Source organism: Enterobacter sp. 148H3 (genome assembly GCF_034107425.1).
Classification (GTDB): Bacteria; Pseudomonadota; Gammaproteobacteria; order Enterobacterales; family Enterobacteriaceae; genus Enterobacter; species Enterobacter vonholyi.
Genome location: NZ_JAWNEI010000001.1, coordinates 126,545 through 144,048 on the forward strand (window position 1 = coordinate 126,545; position 17,504 = coordinate 144,048).

13 protein-coding genes are annotated in these 17,504 nt (G+C 57.7%); 6 read left to right on the forward strand and 7 right to left on the reverse strand.

The features are described 5' to 3' along the window. The first annotated feature begins 4 nt into the window (after positions 1-4). Positions 5-700: an esterase gene (ypfH, locus tag USH94_RS00570; protein WP_111965185.1), complete on the forward strand. Its 696-nt coding sequence runs from the start codon at positions 5-7 to the stop codon at positions 698-700. A 38-nt stretch (positions 701-738) separates the two neighbouring features. Here ypfH and USH94_RS00575 read toward each other — a convergent pair whose 3' ends face one another. Genes USH94_RS00575 through USH94_RS00585 form a run of 3 tightly spaced genes read right to left on the reverse strand, consistent with a single transcriptional unit; the run spans position 739 to position 2,449 of the window. Beyond that, positions 739-936, reverse strand: a complete 198-nt coding sequence (locus tag USH94_RS00575; protein WP_008501627.1) for a YpfN family protein — start codon at positions 934-936, stop codon at positions 739-741. Positions 937-960: 24 nt separating this feature from the next. Then, positions 961-2,088 carry a succinyl-diaminopimelate desuccinylase gene (dapE, locus tag USH94_RS00580; protein WP_111965186.1) on the reverse strand — a complete coding sequence of 376 codons (1,128 nt, stop codon included), beginning with the start codon at positions 2,086-2,088 and terminating at the stop codon, positions 961-963. A gap of 10 nt (positions 2,089-2,098) precedes the next feature. Continuing rightward, complete coding sequence (locus tag USH94_RS00585; RefSeq protein WP_111965187.1) at positions 2,099-2,449, reverse strand: ArsC family reductase; 351 nt, start codon at positions 2,447-2,449, stop codon at positions 2,099-2,101. Positions 2,450-2,836: 387 nt separating this feature from the next. On the opposite strand from USH94_RS00585, the gene ypfM reads away from it, so the two are divergent. After that, positions 2,837-2,896 carry a protein YpfM gene (gene ypfM / locus USH94_RS00590; RefSeq protein ID WP_015572204.1) on the forward strand — a complete coding sequence of 20 codons (60 nt, stop codon included), beginning with the start codon at positions 2,837-2,839 and terminating at the stop codon, positions 2,894-2,896. 109 nt (positions 2,897-3,005) lie between these two features. Here the strand turns inward: ypfM and acrD are convergent, their stop codons facing one another. Together acrD and narQ are read right to left on the reverse strand one after the other, a co-directional pair. Continuing rightward, positions 3,006-6,119 (reverse strand): multidrug efflux RND transporter permease AcrD, encoded by a 3,114-nt coding sequence (acrD, locus tag USH94_RS00595; RefSeq protein WP_111965188.1) that lies wholly within the window; start codon positions 6,117-6,119, stop codon positions 3,006-3,008. A 142-nt stretch (positions 6,120-6,261) separates the two neighbouring features. After that, on the reverse strand, positions 6,262-7,956 hold the full coding sequence (gene narQ, locus USH94_RS00600; protein ID WP_111965189.1) for a nitrate/nitrite two-component system sensor histidine kinase NarQ: 1,695 nt from the start codon (positions 7,954-7,956) through the stop codon (positions 6,262-6,264). Positions 7,957-8,108: 152 nt separating this feature from the next. Here narQ and aegA point away from each other — a divergent pair, with 152 nt between their 5' ends. The 3 genes from aegA (at position 8,109) to USH94_RS00615 (ending at position 11,893) form a co-directional block, all read left to right on the forward strand. Further along, entirely contained in the window at positions 8,109-10,088 is a 1,980-nt protein-coding gene (gene aegA / locus USH94_RS00605) for a formate-dependent uric acid utilization protein AegA (RefSeq protein WP_111965190.1), read from the forward strand. Between the two features lie 66 nt (positions 10,089-10,154). After that, entirely contained in the window at positions 10,155-10,748 is a 594-nt protein-coding gene (nudK, locus tag USH94_RS00610; RefSeq protein WP_111965191.1) for a GDP-mannose pyrophosphatase NudK, read from the forward strand. A gap of 101 nt (positions 10,749-10,849) precedes the next feature. After that, a complete protein-coding gene (locus USH94_RS00615; protein ID WP_111965192.1) occupies positions 10,850-11,893 on the forward strand; it encodes a DUF1176 domain-containing protein in 1,044 nt (347 codons plus the stop codon). A 42-nt stretch (positions 11,894-11,935) separates the two neighbouring features. Here USH94_RS00615 and tkt read toward each other — a convergent pair whose 3' ends face one another. Further along, entirely contained in the window at positions 11,936-13,924 is a 1,989-nt protein-coding gene (gene tkt / locus USH94_RS00620) for a transketolase (RefSeq protein ID WP_111965193.1), read from the reverse strand. Between the two features lie 19 nt (positions 13,925-13,943). Continuing rightward, the gene (tal, locus tag USH94_RS00625) at positions 13,944-14,894 is read right to left on the reverse strand and encodes a transaldolase (RefSeq protein WP_059446262.1); all 951 of its coding nucleotides are present in this window, start codon (positions 14,892-14,894) and stop codon (positions 13,944-13,946) included. Between the two features lie 289 nt (positions 14,895-15,183). On the opposite strand from tal, the gene maeB reads away from it, so the two are divergent. Then, positions 15,184-17,463, forward strand: coding sequence for an NADP-dependent oxaloacetate-decarboxylating malate dehydrogenase (gene maeB / locus USH94_RS00630; protein WP_111965194.1), 2,280 nt, complete (start codon positions 15,184-15,186; stop codon positions 17,461-17,463). The last annotated feature ends 41 nt before the right edge of the window (positions 17,464-17,504 follow it).

The window sequence follows — 17,504 nt, forward strand, 5'->3', positions numbered from 1 at the left end:
CACCATGAAACACGATCATTTTGTTGTTCAAAGCCCTGAAAAACCGGCTAAACAGTTACTGCTTCTGTTTCATGGGGTTGGCGATAATGCCGTCAATATGGGGCAGATTGGCAGCTGGTTTGCACCCGTTTTCCCCGAAGCGCTGATTGTCAGCATCGGTGGCGTAGAGCCATGCGGCCCGAACGGGCGCCAGTGGTTCTCGGTTCAGGGCGTGACGGAAGAGAACCGTCAGGCGCGCATCGACGCCATCATGCCGACCTTTATCGACGTTGTCCGCTACTGGCAGCAGCAGAGCGGCGTGGGTGCCGAGGCGACCGCGCTGATTGGCTTCTCGCAGGGGTCAATCATGTCGCTGGAAAGCGTAAAGGCGCACCCGGGTCTGGTGTCACGGGTGATTGCGTTTAACGGCCGTTTTGCGACGTTACCGACAAGCGCAACCACGCAAACCACGATCCACTTAATCCACGGCGGTGAAGACCGGGTGATTGAGCTCTCGCATGCGGTTGCTGCCCAGGAAGCGCTGATTCGTGAGGGGGGGGATGTGACGCTGGATATCGTTGACGATCTGGGCCACGCCATTGACGACCGCAGCATGCAGTTTGCGCTCGATCGTTTGCGCTATACCGTACCGAAGCACTACTTTGATGAAGCGCTCAGCGGCGGTAAGCCGGATAATGATGATATTGTTGAGTTTATGTGAGGTTATCCCCTCTCCACAGGAGAGGGGATACGGACCGGTTACTTCTTCTGGTCTTTCTTCGGCCAGTCGTCGTCATCGTCCCACTTGTCGTTGAAATCACGGTGCGGGGGAAGATCCGGTTTGTTGGCGAGAAATTTTTTATGGTCCACGCGCTTAAGGTCTTTAATCACGTTAAGCAGTACGCCGACCAGAAAAACCAAAACCAGAACCCACCAGTACTTTGAAAGCCAATCCATTCGCTATTCCTCTCAGAGCGTTCGTCAGGCGACGAGTTGCTCCATAATACGTTGATACATACGGGCCAGCAGTTGTAAATCTGCCGCATTGACACACTCATTTATTTTATGAATGGTTGCGTTCACTGGCCCCAGTTCGACAACCTGTGCACCCATACGGGCGATAAAGCGTCCGTCTGAGGTGCCACCCGTTGTCAGCAGCTGTGGCTTAATTTCATTATAGTGCTCGATGGCGTTCACCACCGCATCCACCAGTTTGCCGCGCTGCGTCAGGAACGGCTGGCCGGAAAGCCACCACTCCACGGTGTAGCGCAGGTGATATTTTTCCAGCAGGGCGACAACCCGCGCCTTGATCATTTCATCGGTCAGCTCAGTGCTGAAGCGGAAGTTGAACTGGACGAAGTAATCCCCCGGGATCACGTTATTGCTGCCGGTCCCGGCCTTGACGTTCGCAATCTGCATGCTGGTCGGCGGGAAGAACTCGTTGCCTTTGTCCCACTCGATGCTCACCAGCTCGTTCAGCATTGGCGCAGCGCGATGGACCGGGTTATCGGCCAGATGCGGATACGCAACGTGCCCCTGAACGCCGTGAATGGTCAGGTTACAGGTCAGCGAGCCACGGCGTCCGTTTTTGACGACGTCACCCACCACTTCGGTGCTGGACGGCTCACCGACCAGGCAGTAGTCGAGACGCTCGTTGCGTGCCATCAGCGCTTCAACAACCTTCACGGTACCGTTGTGCGCGCTGGCTTCTTCGTCGGAGGTTACCAAAAACGCGAGGCGGTTTTTGTGGTTGGGATGCTGCGCCACAAAGCGCTCTGCCGCCACGACCATCGCCGCCAGAGAGCCTTTCATGTCTGCCGCGCCGCGACCAAACAGCATGCCGTCGCGAATGGTCGGTTCAAACGGTGGGTTAATCCAGCGGTCCGCGTCACCGGCGGGAACGACGTCAGTATGCCCGGCGAAGGCCAGCGTTTCGCCCTGGCCGCGCCACGCCCAGAAGTTCTGGGTATCGCCAAAATCCATGCGTTCAACGGTAAAACCGATGGCTCGCAGGCGTTCAATCATAAGAGCCTGACAACCTGCGTCGTCCGGGCTAAGGGAAGGACGGCGAATAAGCTGCTGAGTCAGCTCAATGACCGGGCATGACATAAACTACACCTCAACGAAAAAAGTCGGAATAAAGGGTTTCACTGAAACCCAGCAGCATAGGCTGCCCTGGCGCGCAGAGCAATGGGCGTTTGATAATTGCCGGCATCTCGAGCATCAGTTTTGCCGCGCTGTCGGCATCTTTGATGCTGGCGCGCAGAGATTCGTCCAGTTTACGCCATGTGGTACCGCGTGTGTTCAGCAGAGCTTCCCAGCCCAGTTCGCGGATAGCGCTATGCAGAAATTCTGCATCAAGCCCATCGGCGCGGTAATCGTGGAAGCGGTACTCCACGCTGTTAGCTTCCAGCCATCGGCGGGCTTTTTTGATGGTGTCGCAATTTTTAATGCCGTACATCACAACCATGGTGAATCCTTTTGACCTTATGATGATTAAATGTTCAGTAAATTCGAAGATATATCCTTAAGTGGAATATAACACATTCAGGAATCGTCTGGATTTACACTTTATATTAATTCAACTCACATCTGTACGCTGAATATTCTTTCACCATTTAAGCATAGATGTCCATAAACTTTAAAAACCCAATAAACTCAGCAAATAAAATAAAACTCACCCATCCGTAGGGTTATTTCAAAATATTGCTGGCCGTCACAAAAAATTGAGGTCTCACCGTTCATATTTATCATAAATCCCCGCAGGACGTGGGGTACAATCACAGCAATTGGTTAAATAGTCTTCACAATGATGGCCCGTTTTTGTAGAATGCGCATAATAATAAGAGAGGTAGTTATGATTGAACGTGAACTGGGGAACTGGAAAGATTTTATCGAAGGCATGCTTCGTAAATGACATTCAGTAAGAATTGCAAGAGCACTAAAATAAGTAAAATAACCATAGTGTGAATTAATCACACAGTAAAAAGGCGGCCGATAAAGCCGCCTTTTTTTATTTCAATCACTTACTCAGCACGTTCCTTTAGCGGGAAGCGACGACGCACCAGCACAAAGAACAGCGGAACGAAATAAATGGCCAGGATGGTGGCGGAAATCATGCCGCCCATGACTCCCGTCCCGACGGCATGCTGGCTGCTGGAGCCTGCTCCCGTACTGGTTGCCATCGGCAGTACGCCAAAGACAAACGCCAGTGACGTCATCAGGATCGGGCGCAGGCGCTGACGGCAGGCGTGCAGCGTGGCCGCCATCAGTTCGTGGCCTTTGGCATTCATCTCGTTGGCAAACTCAACGATCAGAATGGCGTTTTTCGCCGACAGCCCAATCACGGTGAGCAGACCCACCTGGAAGTAAACATCGTTCTCCAGACCGCGCATCCAGGTCGCGAGCAGGGCACCAATGACGCCAAGGGGCACGACCAGCATGACGGAGAACGGGACCGACCAGCTTTCATACAGGGCGGCAAGGCAGAGGAAGACCACCAGCAGAGAGAGTGCGTAAAGTGCGGGAGCCTGCGCCCCGGAGAGACGCTCCTGGTAAGACATGGCCGTCCACTCCAGACCAAAGCCGGCGGGCAGCTGTTGCACAAGTTTTTCCATAGTGTCCATGGCGGTACCGGTGCTGACGCCCGGCGCGGCTTCCCCGACGATTTCAACCGCAGAGTAGCCGTTATAGCGCTCCAGGCGTGGCGATCCGCTCTCCCAGTGCGAAGTCGCAAAGGCAGAGAACGGCACCATGCTGCCAGCGTTATTCCTGACAAACCAGCGGTTTATATCATCCGGCAGCATGCGGAACGGCGCGGCGGACTGGACATAGACTTTTTTCACGCGGCCGCGATCCATAAAGTCATTCACATAGCTCGAGCCCCACGCCGTTTGCAGGGTATCGTTGATATCGTTGATCGACACGCCCAGCGCCTGCGCCTTACGCTGATCGATATCCACCTGAAGCTGCGGGCTGTCATCCAGACCGTTATGGCGAACGCGGGTCAGGCCGGGATCGTTGCCCGCCAGCGCTAACAGCTTATCGCGTGCCGCCATCAGCGCCGTGTGTCCCGCACCGGCGTGATCCTGCAGCTCCATGTCAAACCCGGCGGAACTGCCAAGGCCGCTGATTGCCGGCGGGCTGCTGGCAAAGACGCGCGCCTCTTTGATGTGCGCGAAGGCTTTGGTCGCGCGTTCAATGATGGCAAATGATGTTCCCGTTCTGGTATCGCGCTCGTCCCAGTCCTTCAGGCGGACGAACATGCGGGCGACGTTCTGCCCGTTCCCGCCCGGCCCGGAACCGACGGTAGAGAAGACGGATACGACGTTATCTTTCTCTTTAGTAAAGAAATACTGCTCCACTTTCTGGACCACTTTCAGCGTCTGCTGCTGCGTTGCGCCGCTCGGCAGCTGCACCGAGGTGGTGAACATCCCCCGGTCTTCCATCGGCAGGAACGAGGTGGGCAGGTGCAGGAACAGCCACACCATCCCGCCCAGCAGCACGACGTAAACCATCATCCAGCGCAGGCTGCGGTGCAGTACACGCCCAACGGCAGATTCATATCGCGCGGCGTTGCGGTCGAACATGCGGTTAAACCAGTTGAAGAACCCTTTCTGCCCGTGATGCTCCCCTTTATGCAGCGGTTTCAGCAGGGTGGCGCACAGCGCGGGGGTGAGGATCAGCGCGACCAGCACGGAGAGCACCATCGCCGAGACGATGGTGATCGAGAACTGGCGATAAATCGCCCCGGTGGTGCCGCCAAAGAAGGCCATCGGGATAAAGACAGCCGACAGTACCATCGCGATACCGACTAGCGCCCCCTGAATTTGACCCATGGATTTACGCGTCGCCTGGCGCGGAGAGAGCCCTTCTTCGCTCATGATGCGCTCGACGTTTTCAACCACGACGATGGCATCATCCACCAGCAGGCCGATTGCCAGCACCATCGCAAACATCGTCAGGGTATTAATGCTATACCCGAACGCGTAAAGCACCGCAAAGGTCCCAAGCAGCACCACGGGGACTGCAATGGTGGGGATCAGCGTCGCGCGGAAATTTTGCAGGAACAGGTACATGACCAGGAACACCAGCGCGATGGCTTCCAGCAGGGTCTTCACCACGTCCTCAATGGAGGCTTTAACGAAGGAGGTGGTTTCATAGGCGACTTTGTACTCCAGCCCGTGCGGGAAATACTGTGAAAGCTCGTCCAGACGGTCTAACACCAGTTTTGCCGTCGCCATTTCGTTCGCGCCGGAGGCCAGTTTAATCCCCAAACCGGAAGCCTGATTGCCGTTAAAGCGGCTAAGGTAGTCGTATTTTTCGGCCCCCATTTCCACCGTGGCGACATCGCCCAGACGCACTTCCGACCCGTCCTGATTCACGCGCAGGGTGATATTGCGGAACTGGTCCGGCGTCTGCAGCAGGGATTGCGAATTGATGGTGGCGTTCAGGGCTTGCTTATCAACGGAAGGCGTTCCCCCCAGCTGTCCCACCGCAATCTGGGCGTTCTGGGCTTTGATGGCATTCGTTACGTCGGTCGCCGTCATCTGATAGCTGTTGAGCTTGTTGGGATCGAGCCAGATGCGCATGGAGTATTGTGAGCCGTAGGCGTCAATATCCCCGACGCCGTTAATCCGGCTGATGGGATCCTGAATATTACTGGCGACGTAGTCCGCGATGTCCTGTTTATCCATTGAGCCATCTGTCGAGACAAACGCGATGGTCAATATGTTGGTATCACCGGTTTTACGCACGGTTACGCCCTGGTTCTGCACCGCCTGGGGCAGCTTGCGCATGGCCGACTGCAGCTGGTTTTGGACCTGCTGTACGGCTTCGTCCGGATCGGTACCCGCCTTGAAGCTCAGGGTCACCGTTGCCTGTCCCGTGGCGCTACTTTGCGAGGACATGTACATCAGGTTATCCAGACCCGTCATGTTCTGCTCGATAACCTGCGTGACGGTATTTTCCAGCGTCTGTGCGGAAGCGCCGGGGTAGTTTGCTGTGACGCGCACGTTCGGCGGTGCCAGATCGGGGTATTGCTCAACGGGAAGTGAAGTAATCGCCAGGACGCCTGTCAGACACAACAGGATGGCAAGCACCCAGGCAAAAATGGGGCGATCGATAAAAAAATTCGCCATGAAAGTGTGACCTCGTTTTGCTGCACGTCATTATTGTTTATTGCCCGCATAACTTTAGCGGTAAGGCCCAGGTCAAACGTGGAGAAATAAAGGAGATAATGTAAATTATCATGCGCTTTTCCCTGCGCTTCCCTCTTTACCGTTATTTACCCGATATCGGCGTAGGCGCCGGGAACGTCACGCTGACCAGCGTGCCGCCGTTTTGCGGCTGCGAGAAGTGCAGCATCCCGCCGAGCCGTTGCGCGCGTTCGCGCATAATATTCAGACCGTAATGTCCCGGCGGCTCGCTGGCCTCGCCAATCCCAATACCGTTGTCACGAATGCTGACGCTGTGCGTCCCGTCAACTGAGGTCACGCAGCTTACGGTGATCTCGCTGGCCTGCGCGTGCTTAATGGCATTAAGCACGGCCTCGCGGACGATCTGCAGCAAATGCACCTGCTTTTGCGCATCGAGAGCCAGCGAGGACAGACGACAGTCCAGATGCAGTTTCGCCTGCGTCTGGCTCTGCAGCACGTCGAGGGACTCCTGCAGCGCCGCGGGCAAATTCGCGTGGTTCAGCGTCAGGCGGAAGGTAGTCAGCAACTCGCGCAGCTGCTGCCAGGCATTGTTCAGCTCGCGGGAGAAGTCGGTGATGATGGTCTGCGCCGGGGTATTTTCCTCGGGCACGGCGCGTTTGAGCAGCGCAAGCTGAATGCGTAGATACGACAGCACCTGCGCCAGCGAATCGTGCAGTTCGCGGGCAATGGTGGCGCGCTCTTCCATCAGGAGCAGCTGCTGGTAGTGCTTTTGCGCCTGGTTAAAGTACAGCCCGCGCCCGAGCATGGTCGCCACGCTTCTCATCAGCGGAAGGGGGACGCTGTCCGTCTCGCTTTGCCAGCGCAGCTCGCCGTAAAGGGTATCCTGCATCAGTACCGGCAGGTTTTGCAGAGGAGTGCCATGTGCCTCCGTCCCTTCACACAGCCGCCAGTCGTCGCTGGTGCGCAGTTCCAGATAATTCATCTGCGTATAGTCATGGACAATCTGCAGGATATGCCGGAAGCAGTGGCTGTCTATCTGGCCGGTATTCAGCGCCTGAGAGCACTTGAACAACATGTCGAGCTGCTGGTGGGCTTCATGCAAATGTCGCGTCTTTTCAGCGACCGAGGCTTCGAGAGAACGGTAGAGCGTATCCAGCTCGGCTGACATGTGGTTAAAGGCGCGCGAAAGCTGGCCCAGCTCGTTCGGCAGGGCGCTATCCGGCGCAGGCGTGGCAAACTCGCCGCGCTCAATGCGTTCGCTGGCCGCCACCAGGTTATTCAGCGGTAGCACCACCTGGCGGCGGATGCGTCGCAGGGTAAACAGCGTCAGCAGCAGGATCCCGAGTGCGCCAGCCAGCGAGAGCAGGGTGACCGTCTGAATTTTATGTTCAGTGTAGTGCTGCAGGGCGAGCACAAAGGCATCAATGCGGCCGACAAAATCTTCAATATTGCGTTGATACCACGCGCTGTCGCCGCGGGCGATGCGCGCATCCATCTCCTGCCAGGCCACATGCAGCTGCTGATAGCGTGCTTTCACATTGTCCGGGACGTACCAGCGGTTCAGCTTATGCAGGGCAGGCGCGCCGAGCGTCTGTTGCCAGCTCTCGCGATGTGCCGCAAGAGAAGGGCTGTTGCGCTGCATCTCGTAACCCATGCGATAGCTCTGCATGCGCAGCGAACCGGCGATATTGATGGCTTCGGCATCACGCTGGCTGCTTGCCAGCGTCAGCAGCGCGACGGTGCTGGTCAGCACGGACAGGGCTATGATCGAAAAGAAAGCCCAGGCAAGGCTTCCGGAAACGGGTCGTTTAACGGTCACAGAACGGCTCTCTGAATAAAATTGATCTGCCACAGGTTCACTGGAAATAATTGGGCGCTTCAGGCATTTGAACGTTGCCCGATCGCACCGTGATGCGTAAATACCATACTCTTATAAAGAGAAAGGTTATTGAACCAAAAACAGGTGTGGTTATGAATCGTTTTATTATGGCTAACAGCCAGCAGTGCATTGGGTGTCACGCCTGCGAAGTGGCCTGCGTGATGGCGCACAACGATGAGCAGCATGTCCTGAGCGAGCGCCATTTTCATCCGCGTATCACGGTCCTGAGAGCTGGCGAGAAAAGCCGCCCCGTGACCTGTCATCATTGCGAAAACGCGCCCTGCGCGCAAAGCTGCCCGAACGGCGCCATCAGCAAATGCGATGACAGCGTACAGGTGAATCAACAAAAATGCATCGGCTGTAAGGCCTGCGTGGTGGCCTGCCCGTTTGGCACGATGGAGATTATCGTCACCCCGCTAGACAACGGCAGCGTGAAGGCTTCGGCGAATAAATGCGATCTTTGTCTGACGCGTCCACACGGCCCGGCCTGTATCGAAAATTGCCCGGCGGATGTCCTCACCCTGGCGACGCCTGCCGTGCTGGATAAGCTGGTGAAATCACGCCGACAGCGCACGGCCTGCCTGGAGGCGCAGCCCTGGCATGATTCGGAGGCCGTCGGCGTGGACGCGCCGCGTACCAAACTGCAGCAGATGCAGGCGACGGCGCCACGCGGCGAGCCCGACAAGCTGGCTGCCGCAGAACGCGTGGGCCATTTTAACGAAATTTACCTGCCGTTTCGGGCCGAACAGGCCGTTCGCGAGGCGTCGCGCTGCCTGAAATGCGGAGAGCACAGCCTTTGCGAGTGGACCTGCCCGCTGCACAACCACATTCCGCAGTGGATCGAGCGCCTCAACGCGGGAGATATCGCCGGCGCGGCCGAGCTTTCTCATCAGACCAACTGTTTACCTGAAATTACCGGCCGCGTCTGCCCGCAGGATCGATTATGCGAGGGTGCCTGCTCAATACGTGAAGAGGCAGGATCCGTGACCATCGGCAACATCGAGCGCTATATCTCCGATCGGGCGCTGGCGATGGGCTGGCGGCCGGATATGTCCGCCGTCACGCCGTCAGGTAAACGCGTCGCGATCGTCGGCGCGGGGCCTGCCGGGCTGGCGTGCGCCGACGTGCTGGCGCGCCGCGGCGTGAGCGTGACGGTCTATGACCGGCACCCGGAAATTGGCGGATTGCTGACCTTCGGCATCCCGGCGTTCAAGCTGGACAAATCGCTGCTCGCGCGGCGCAGAGAGATATTTACCGCGATGGGGATCCGCTTCGAGCTTAACTGCGAGGTGGGCCAGGACGTGTCGATGTCGCAGTTAAAGAACGATTACGACGCCCTGTTTATTGGCGTGGGAACCTATCGCTCGATGAAGGCGGGTATCCCACATGAAGACGCGCCAGGTGTCTACGACGCGCTGCCTTTCCTGGTGGGCAACACGCGCCATGTTATGGGGCTGGAGGCAACGGCCAGCGAACCATACATCGACACCCATGGCTTAAACGTGGTGGTGCTTGGTGGGGGCGATACCGCGATGGACTGCGTCCGAACTGCGTTACGCCACGGTGCGGCGAAGGTGACCTGCGCCTATCGCCGGGATGAGGCCAACATGCCGGGCTCGAAGAAAGAGGTGAAGAACGCCAGAGAAGAGGGGGCGGCGTTTGAATTTAACGTCCAGCCGGTTGAGCTGACGCTGGATCCGAACGGAAAGGTCAACGGTATCCGGATGCTGCGTACCGAGCTCGGAGAGCCGGATGCGCAGGGACGGCGGCGACCGGTTCCGGTGGCGGGCAGCGAGTTTGTGATGGCCGCGGATGCGGTCATCATGGCGTTTGGTTTTAACCCGCACGCGATGCCGTGGCTGCAGGCGCAGGGTGTCGAAACGGATGACAGGGGGCGGATCGTGGCCTCGGTCGAGAGCCGCTACCGTTACCAGACGACCAACCCGCAGATCTTCGCCGGGGGCGATGCGGTACGCGGCGCGGATCTGGTGGTAACCGCAATGGCGGAAGGGCGCCATGCCGCGCAAGGGATCCTCGACTGGCTTGGGGTTAACGCGCCAAAACATCATTAAACCTGCGGGCGACAAAGCGGGATTCACGGCGTAGTATAGGACGACTCATTGTGCTGTGGAGCCCGTATGACCCTGAAAATTGATGTTATCAAAGACAAAATTCTCTCTGAAAACTACTTTGTCCTGCGTAACATCACCTATGATCTTACACGTAGCAACGGTGAGGTTATCCGCCACAAACGCGAGGTCTACGACCGCGGCAACGGAGCGACCATTCTGCTCTATAACCGTGACAAGCAGAGCGTGGTGCTAATCCGTCAGTTCAGGGTGGCGACATGGGTTAATGGCAACCCTGATGGACGTTTGATTGAAACCTGCGCGGGCCTGCTTGATGACGATGAGCCGGAAGTTTGTATCCGCAAAGAGGCCGTGGAAGAAACCGGCTTCGAAGTGGGTGAGGTCAAAAAGGTCTTCGAGCTGTTTATGTCTCCGGGCGGCGTAACGGAAATTGTGCATTTCTTCATTGCCGAATACAGCGACGCCCAGCGCACGCACCGGGGCGGTGGCGTAGAGGATGAAGATATTGAAGTGCTGGAGCTTCCTTTTACCCGGGCGCTGGAGATGATGCGTTCAGGCGAAATCAGGGATGGTAAGGCAGTGATATTACTGCAGTATTTACAGACGACCGGGTTGATGAACGCTGCTTTCGAGCGGATGTAGTGCATTTTTCGGGTATATCTGATAAATCCGATTGAGCAACCCCGCCGGGAACACGAAGATACTGCCCAGTTAAGCGTTTTCGTTCCGGGACTGTGTCATTCATGCGCTACAGCGTCTTTTTGTTTTACCTGTTTTGTGTGCTCCTCGCACCGCAGGTGCGGGCTGCACCTGCGCAGCAAGCCTTCTCTGACTGGCAGGTAACCTGCAATAACCAGAATTTTTGCCTTGCACGCAACACGGGTGAACACCGTGGTCTGGTCATGACGCTCACCCGTAGCGCCGGGGCGAAAACGGATGCCACTCTGCGTATCGATCTTGGCGGTCTTGATACTCCCTCGATCAAAGAGCCAGAGATTGCCCCCCGGCTGCTGCTGGATAGCGTTCCTCTGAAGCTGGACAAACAGCGCTGGCAGCTCACGCCATGGCATCTGAAAACGGACGATGCGGCCACCATCACCGCCTTTCTGAAAAATATCCAGGAAGGGAAGGCCCTGACTCTGCGCGGCGGTAAGCAGGTCATTTCACTGACCGGGCTTAAGGCCGCGCTACTGTTCATTGATGCGCAGCAAAAGCGCGTCGGCAGCGAAACCGCGTGGATCAAGAAAGGTGACGATCCGCCGTTAAGCGTTCCGCCTGCACCCGCCTTAAAAAAGGTGGCGGTCGTCAATCCGACCCCGACGCCACTCTCCCACGCCGAACTGAACGACCTGCTGGACTATGGTACCGGACGGATGAACAGCAGCCAGTGCTCGCTGGATCCTAACCGCCGGGAAGTGCGCGTCACCGCGTTAACCGATGAGAAAGCGCTGCTGATCGTCAGCTGCGAGGCGGGGGCCTATAACACGGTCGATCTGGCGTGGCTGGTATCACGTAAAAAACCGTTCACCGCACGCAGCGTCAGGCTTCGTCTGCCGTTTACGCCGTCAGGCGACGGGAGCGAAATGGAGTTGATGAACGCCAGCTTCGATGAAAAGACGCGCGAGCTGACAACGCTGGCGCTGGGGCGCGGTTTGGGCGATTGCGGAGTCCAGACGCGCTGGCGTTTTGACGGACAGCGATTCCGCCTGGTGCGCTACGCCGAGGAGCCCAGCTGTGATAACTGGAACGGGCCAGATGCCTGGCCCACGCTCTGGATCACGCGCTAGTTTTGCCCGGTAAGCGTAGCGCCACCGGGCACGCAGACAGCGCTACAGCACGCTCAACGCCTTCTCAACCACGTTCTCAACGGTAAAGCCGAAGTACGGGAACAGCTTGTCGGCGGGGGCGGACTCACCGTAGCCCCTCATGCCGACAATCGCCCCTTTCAGACCCACATATTTGTACCAGTAGTCGGCGATACCGGCTTCCACCGCCACGCGCGCTGCGACGTTTGAGGGCAGTACCGATTCGCGGTACGCCTCGTCCTGGGCATCGAAAATATCCGTAGAAGGCAGGGACACCACGCGCACAGCGTGACCTTCGGCGGTCAGTTTCTCCGCCGCTTTCACCGTGATTTCCACCTCGGAGCCGGTGGCAATCAGGATCACGTCCGGCTTGCCGCCGCTGTCCTTGAGGATGTAGCCGCCGCGGGCGATGTTTTTCACCTGCTCCGGAGTACGCTCGATCTGCGCCAGGTTCTGTCGTGACAGAATCAGTGCAGTCGGGCCGTTATGGCGTTCTACCGCCAGCTTCCAGCCCACCGCAGCTTCGACCTGATCGCAGGGACGCCACGTGCTGAAGTTCGGCGTCAGGCGCAGGCTCGCCAGCTGTTCAACCGCCTGGTGGGTGGGGCCATCTTCTCCCAGACCGATGGAGTCGTGGGTATAGACCATAATCTGCCGCGCCTTCATCAGCGCTGCCATGCGCGCCGCGTTACGGGCGTACTCGACGAACATCAGGAAGGTGGCGGTGTAGGGCACGAAGCCGCCGTGATGGGCGATGCCGTTGGCAATCGCGGTCATCCCGAACTCGCGCACGCCGTAGTGGATATAGTTCCCGGCGATATCCTCTTTCAGCGATTTCGATCCCGACCAGATGGTCAGGTTACTCGGCGCCAGATCCGCCGATCCGCCGAGCAGTTCGGGCAGAAGAGGGCCGATTGCATTCAGGGTATTTTGCGACGCCTTACGGGTGGCGATTTTCGCCGGGTTGGACTGCAGATTTTCAATCAGCGCCTGGGTTTTATCGTCCCAGTCTTCCGGCAGGCCGCCGCTCATGCGGCGGGAAAACTCGGCTGCCAGTTCAGGATGCGCTTTTTTGTAGGCGGCAAATTTATCGTTCCATGCGTGCTGCGCTTTCTCACCCTCTTCGCGGGCATCCCATGCCCGGTAGATCTCTTTCGGGATCTCAAACGGCGGATGTTTCCAGCCCAGCTTCTGCCGGGTCAGCGCCACTTCCTCCTCGCCCAGCGCCGCGCCGTGCGCCTCTTCTTTACCCGCCTTGTTCGGCGAGCCGAAGCCGATCGTGGTGCGGCAGATAATCAGGGACGGTTTGTCCTTCACGCTTTGCGCTTCCTGAATCGCTTTTTTCACCGCTTCTGGGTCGTGACCGTCGATCTCATGCACCACGTGCCAGTGGTAGGCTTCGAAGCGTTTTGCCGTGTCGTCGGTAAACCAGCCTTCGGTTTCCCCGTCGATGGAGATTCCGTTGTGATCGTAGAACCCGATCAGCTTGCCGAGCCCCAGGGTGCCCGCCAGGGAGCAGACCTCATGGGAGATCCCCTCCATCAGACAGCCGTCACCCATAAACACGTAGGTGTAGTGATCGACAATCTCGTGGTCCGGTTGGTTGAACTGTGCCGCCAGCGTGCGTTCGGCAATCGCCAGCCCGACCGCATTTGCCAGCCCCTGGCCGAGCGGCCCGGTGGTGGTCTCCACGCCTGGCGTATAGCCGATCTCCGGGTGCCCCGGGGTTTTGGAGTGCAGCTGGCGGAAGTTTTTCAGCTCCTCAAGCGGCAGATCGTAGCCGGAAAGGTGCAACAGGCTGTAGAGCAGCATTGAGGCGTGACCGTTGGAGAGAATAAAGCGGTCGCGATCGTACCAGGTGGGGTCATTGGGGTTGTGCTTCAGAAAGTCGTTCCACAGTACTTCGGCAATATCAGCCATGCCCATCGGCGCGCCGGGGTGGCCGGAATTGGCTTTCTGCACGGCATCCATGCTGAGGGCGCGGATGGCATTGGCTAGCTCTTTACGGGACATAGTTCACTCCGTGGCAAGGTTAAAGTTTGGCGGCGAGAAGATCTTCTAGTTTGCGCTGGTCGACGGCGAACTGGCGGATACCGTCCGCCAGTTTTTCCACGGCCATGGCGTCCTGGTTGTGCTCCCAGCGGAACTCCGCTTCGGTCATGGCTTTCGGTTTTGGCAGAACGGTGGAGGTCGGCACCAGCTTGCGGATCACCGTTTCTTCTTTGTCCTGTAGCTCCTGGAGCAGGTTGGGTGAAATTGTCAGGCGGTCGCAGCCTGCCAGGGCGAGGATCTGCTCGGTACGGCGGAAGCTGGCACCCATCACGATGGTTTCGTAGCGGTGCTGCTTGTAGTAGTCGTAGATATTACGTACCGATTTCACGCCCGGATCCTCATCCACCACGTACGGATCCATCGGCTGTTTCGCCTGGTACCAGTCGTAGATGCGCCCGACAAACGGCGAGACGAGGAACACGCCCGCTTCGGCACAGGCGCGCGCCTGGGCAAACGAGAACAGCAGCGTCAGGTTGCAGTGGATGCCCTCTTTTTCCAGTACCTCTGCCGCGCGGATGCCTTCCCAGGTGGAGGCGAGCTTGATCAGAATGCGTGATTTATCGATCCCCTGTTCCTCGTACAGTTCCACGAGGCGACGCGCCTTATTGATGCTCTTTTCTTTATCGAAAGAGAGGCGGGCGTCGACTTCGGTCGAGACGCGGCCCGGGATGCTTTTAAGAATTTCCGCACCAAAATTAACTGCCAGCTTGTCGCTGGCTTCGGCGACCTGCTGCTCCTGCGTCTTCCCGCGCTGTTTACCGTAGGCAATGGCGTCATCAATCAGATGACTAAAATGGGTAAGCCCGGCTGCCTTGAGCAGTAGCGAAGGGTTGGTGGTCGCGTCCTCCGGCTGATAGTGGCGAATCGACTCAATATCGCCGCTGTCTGCCACCACCGTGGTGAATTGTTTGATGCCGTCTAGCTGGTTCATAAATGATTACTCCTTGGAAATAAAAGAGTTAGATGAGTGCGTTAGTTCACACTTCTGAAAAAATCATGATGGACTTAACAAAAAAGCATAGCAGACAGGGGAGGCATTGCTTTTGAGACGGGTAACATGGCTGTTATAAATTGATAACAATTTTTAATGTGTGATGGTGAGAGTTTGGCTGCCTTCAAAGTTTAGGAGGCGGCCTGAGGCGATACTAGGCGGCACACCAGGGTGTGCATCAGGATCGCTTACGTCACCCTTTTGACCGATACGTGAAAGGATAAATAAGATGGATGAGCAGTTGAAACAGAGTGCCCTCGATTTTCACGAGTTCCCTGTCCCGGGCAAAATCCAGGTCTCCCCAACCAAGCCGCTGGCAACTCAGCGCGATCTGGCACTGGCCTATTCCCCGGGCGTAGCTGCCCCGTGTCTGGAAATCGAAAAAGACCCGCTGGCGGCCTACAAATACACCGCGCGCGGCAATCTTGTCGCCGTGATCTCTAACGGCACGGCGGTGCTGGGGCTGGGCAACATCGGCGCGCTGGCCGGTAAGCCGGTGATGGAAGGCAAGGGGGTGCTGTTCAAGAAATTCGCCGGTATCGACGTGTTCGATATCGAGGTGGATGAACTCGATCCTGACAAGTTCATTAACGTAGTGGCCGCGCTGGAGCCGACTTTCGGCGGGATCAACCTGGAAGACATCAAAGCGCCGGAATGTTTCTATATCGAGCAGAAGCTGCGCGAGCGTATGAACATTCCAGTGTTCCATGATGACCAGCACGGTACGGCCATTATCAGCACCGCTGCGATTCTGAACGGCCTGCGCGTGGTAGAGAAAAACCTCTCCGACGTGCGCATGGTGGTCTCCGGCGCCGGCGCCGCGGCCATCGCCTGTATGAACCTGCTGGTGGCGCTGGGTATGCAGAAACACAACATTGTGGTCTGCGACTCTAAGGGCGTTATTTATAAAGACCGCGAGCCGAACATGGCGGAAACCAAAGCGGCGTATGCGGTAGAAGACGACGGCAAGCGCACGCTTGAGGACGTCATTGACGGCGCGGATATCTTCCTCGGCTGCTCGGGTCCGAAGGTGCTGACCCAGGAGATGGTGAAGAAGATGGCGCGTGCGCCAATGATCCTGGCCCTGGCGAACCCTGAGCCGGAAATTCTGCCGCCGCTGGCGAAAGCGGTGCGTGAAGACGCCATCATCTGTACCGGCCGTTCGGACTACCCGAACCAGGTCAACAACGTGCTCTGCTTCCCGTTCATCTTCCGCGGCGCGCTGGACGTCGGCGCAACGGCGATCAACGAAGAGATGAAGCTTGCAGCCGTTCACGCCATCGCGGAGCTGGCCCACGCCGAGCAGAGCGAAGTGGTTGCCTCAGCCTATGGCGATCAGGATCTGAGCTTCGGCCCGGACTACATCATTCCAAAACCGTTCGACCCGCGTCTGATTGTCAAAATTGCCCCTGCGGTGGCCAAAGCGGCAATGGACTCCGGCGTGGCGACGCGTCCGATTGAAGACTTCGACGCTTACGTCGATAAGCTCACCGAGTTTGTCTATAAAACCAACCTGTTCATGAAGCCGATCTTCTCTCAGGCGCGCGCCGACGCGAAGCGCGTGGTGCTGGCGGAAGGGGAAGAGGCGCGCGTGCTGCACGCCACCCAGGAGCTGATCACCTTAGGTCTGGCGAAGCCGATCCTGATTGGTCGTCCGAGCGTGATTGAAATGCGTATCCAGAAGCTGGGCCTGCAGATTAAGCCGGGCGTCGACTTCGAGATCGTAAACAACGAATCCGATCCGCGCTTCAAAGAGTACTGGACCGAATACTACGCGATCATGAAGCGTCGGGGGATCACCCAGGAGCAGGCGCAGAAAGCCGTCATCAGCAACACGACGGTGATCGGCGCGATCATGGTCCATCGCGGCGAGGCGGATGCGCTGATCTGCGGCACCATCGGCGATTACCACGAGCACTTTAGCGTGGTGCAGGAGATCTTCGGCTATCGCGACGGCGTGCATACCGCCGGTGCGATGAACGCCCTGCTGCTGCCGAGCGGCAACACCTTTATCGCTGACACCTACGTTAACGACGATCCGAGCCCGGATGAGCTGGCGGAGATCACCGTGATGGCCGCCGAGACCGTGCGTCGCTTTGGTATCGAGCCGAAGGTGGCGCTGCTGTCGCACTCTAACTTCGGTTCGTCCAAATCTGCGGCGGCTTGCAAAATGCGTGAGACGCTGGCGCTGGTGCGCGAGCGCGCGCCGGAGCTGATGATTGACGGAGAAATGCACGGCGATGCCGCGCTCGTGGAAAGCATCCGTAATGAACGTATGCCGGACAGCCCGCTAAAGGGATCGGCTAATATCCTGATTATGCCGAACGTGGAAGCGGCGCGTATCAGCTATAACCTGCTGCGCGTCTCCAGCTCTGAAGGGGTGACCGTAGGACCGGTGCTGATGGGCGTGGCAAAACCGGTGCACGTGTTAACGCCGATTGCCTCCGTGCGTCGTATCGTGAATATGGTCGCGCTGGCGGTAGTTGAGGCGCAGACGCAGCCGCTGTAATTTTTACCCTCACCCTAACCCTCTCCCTTTGGGAGAGGGCC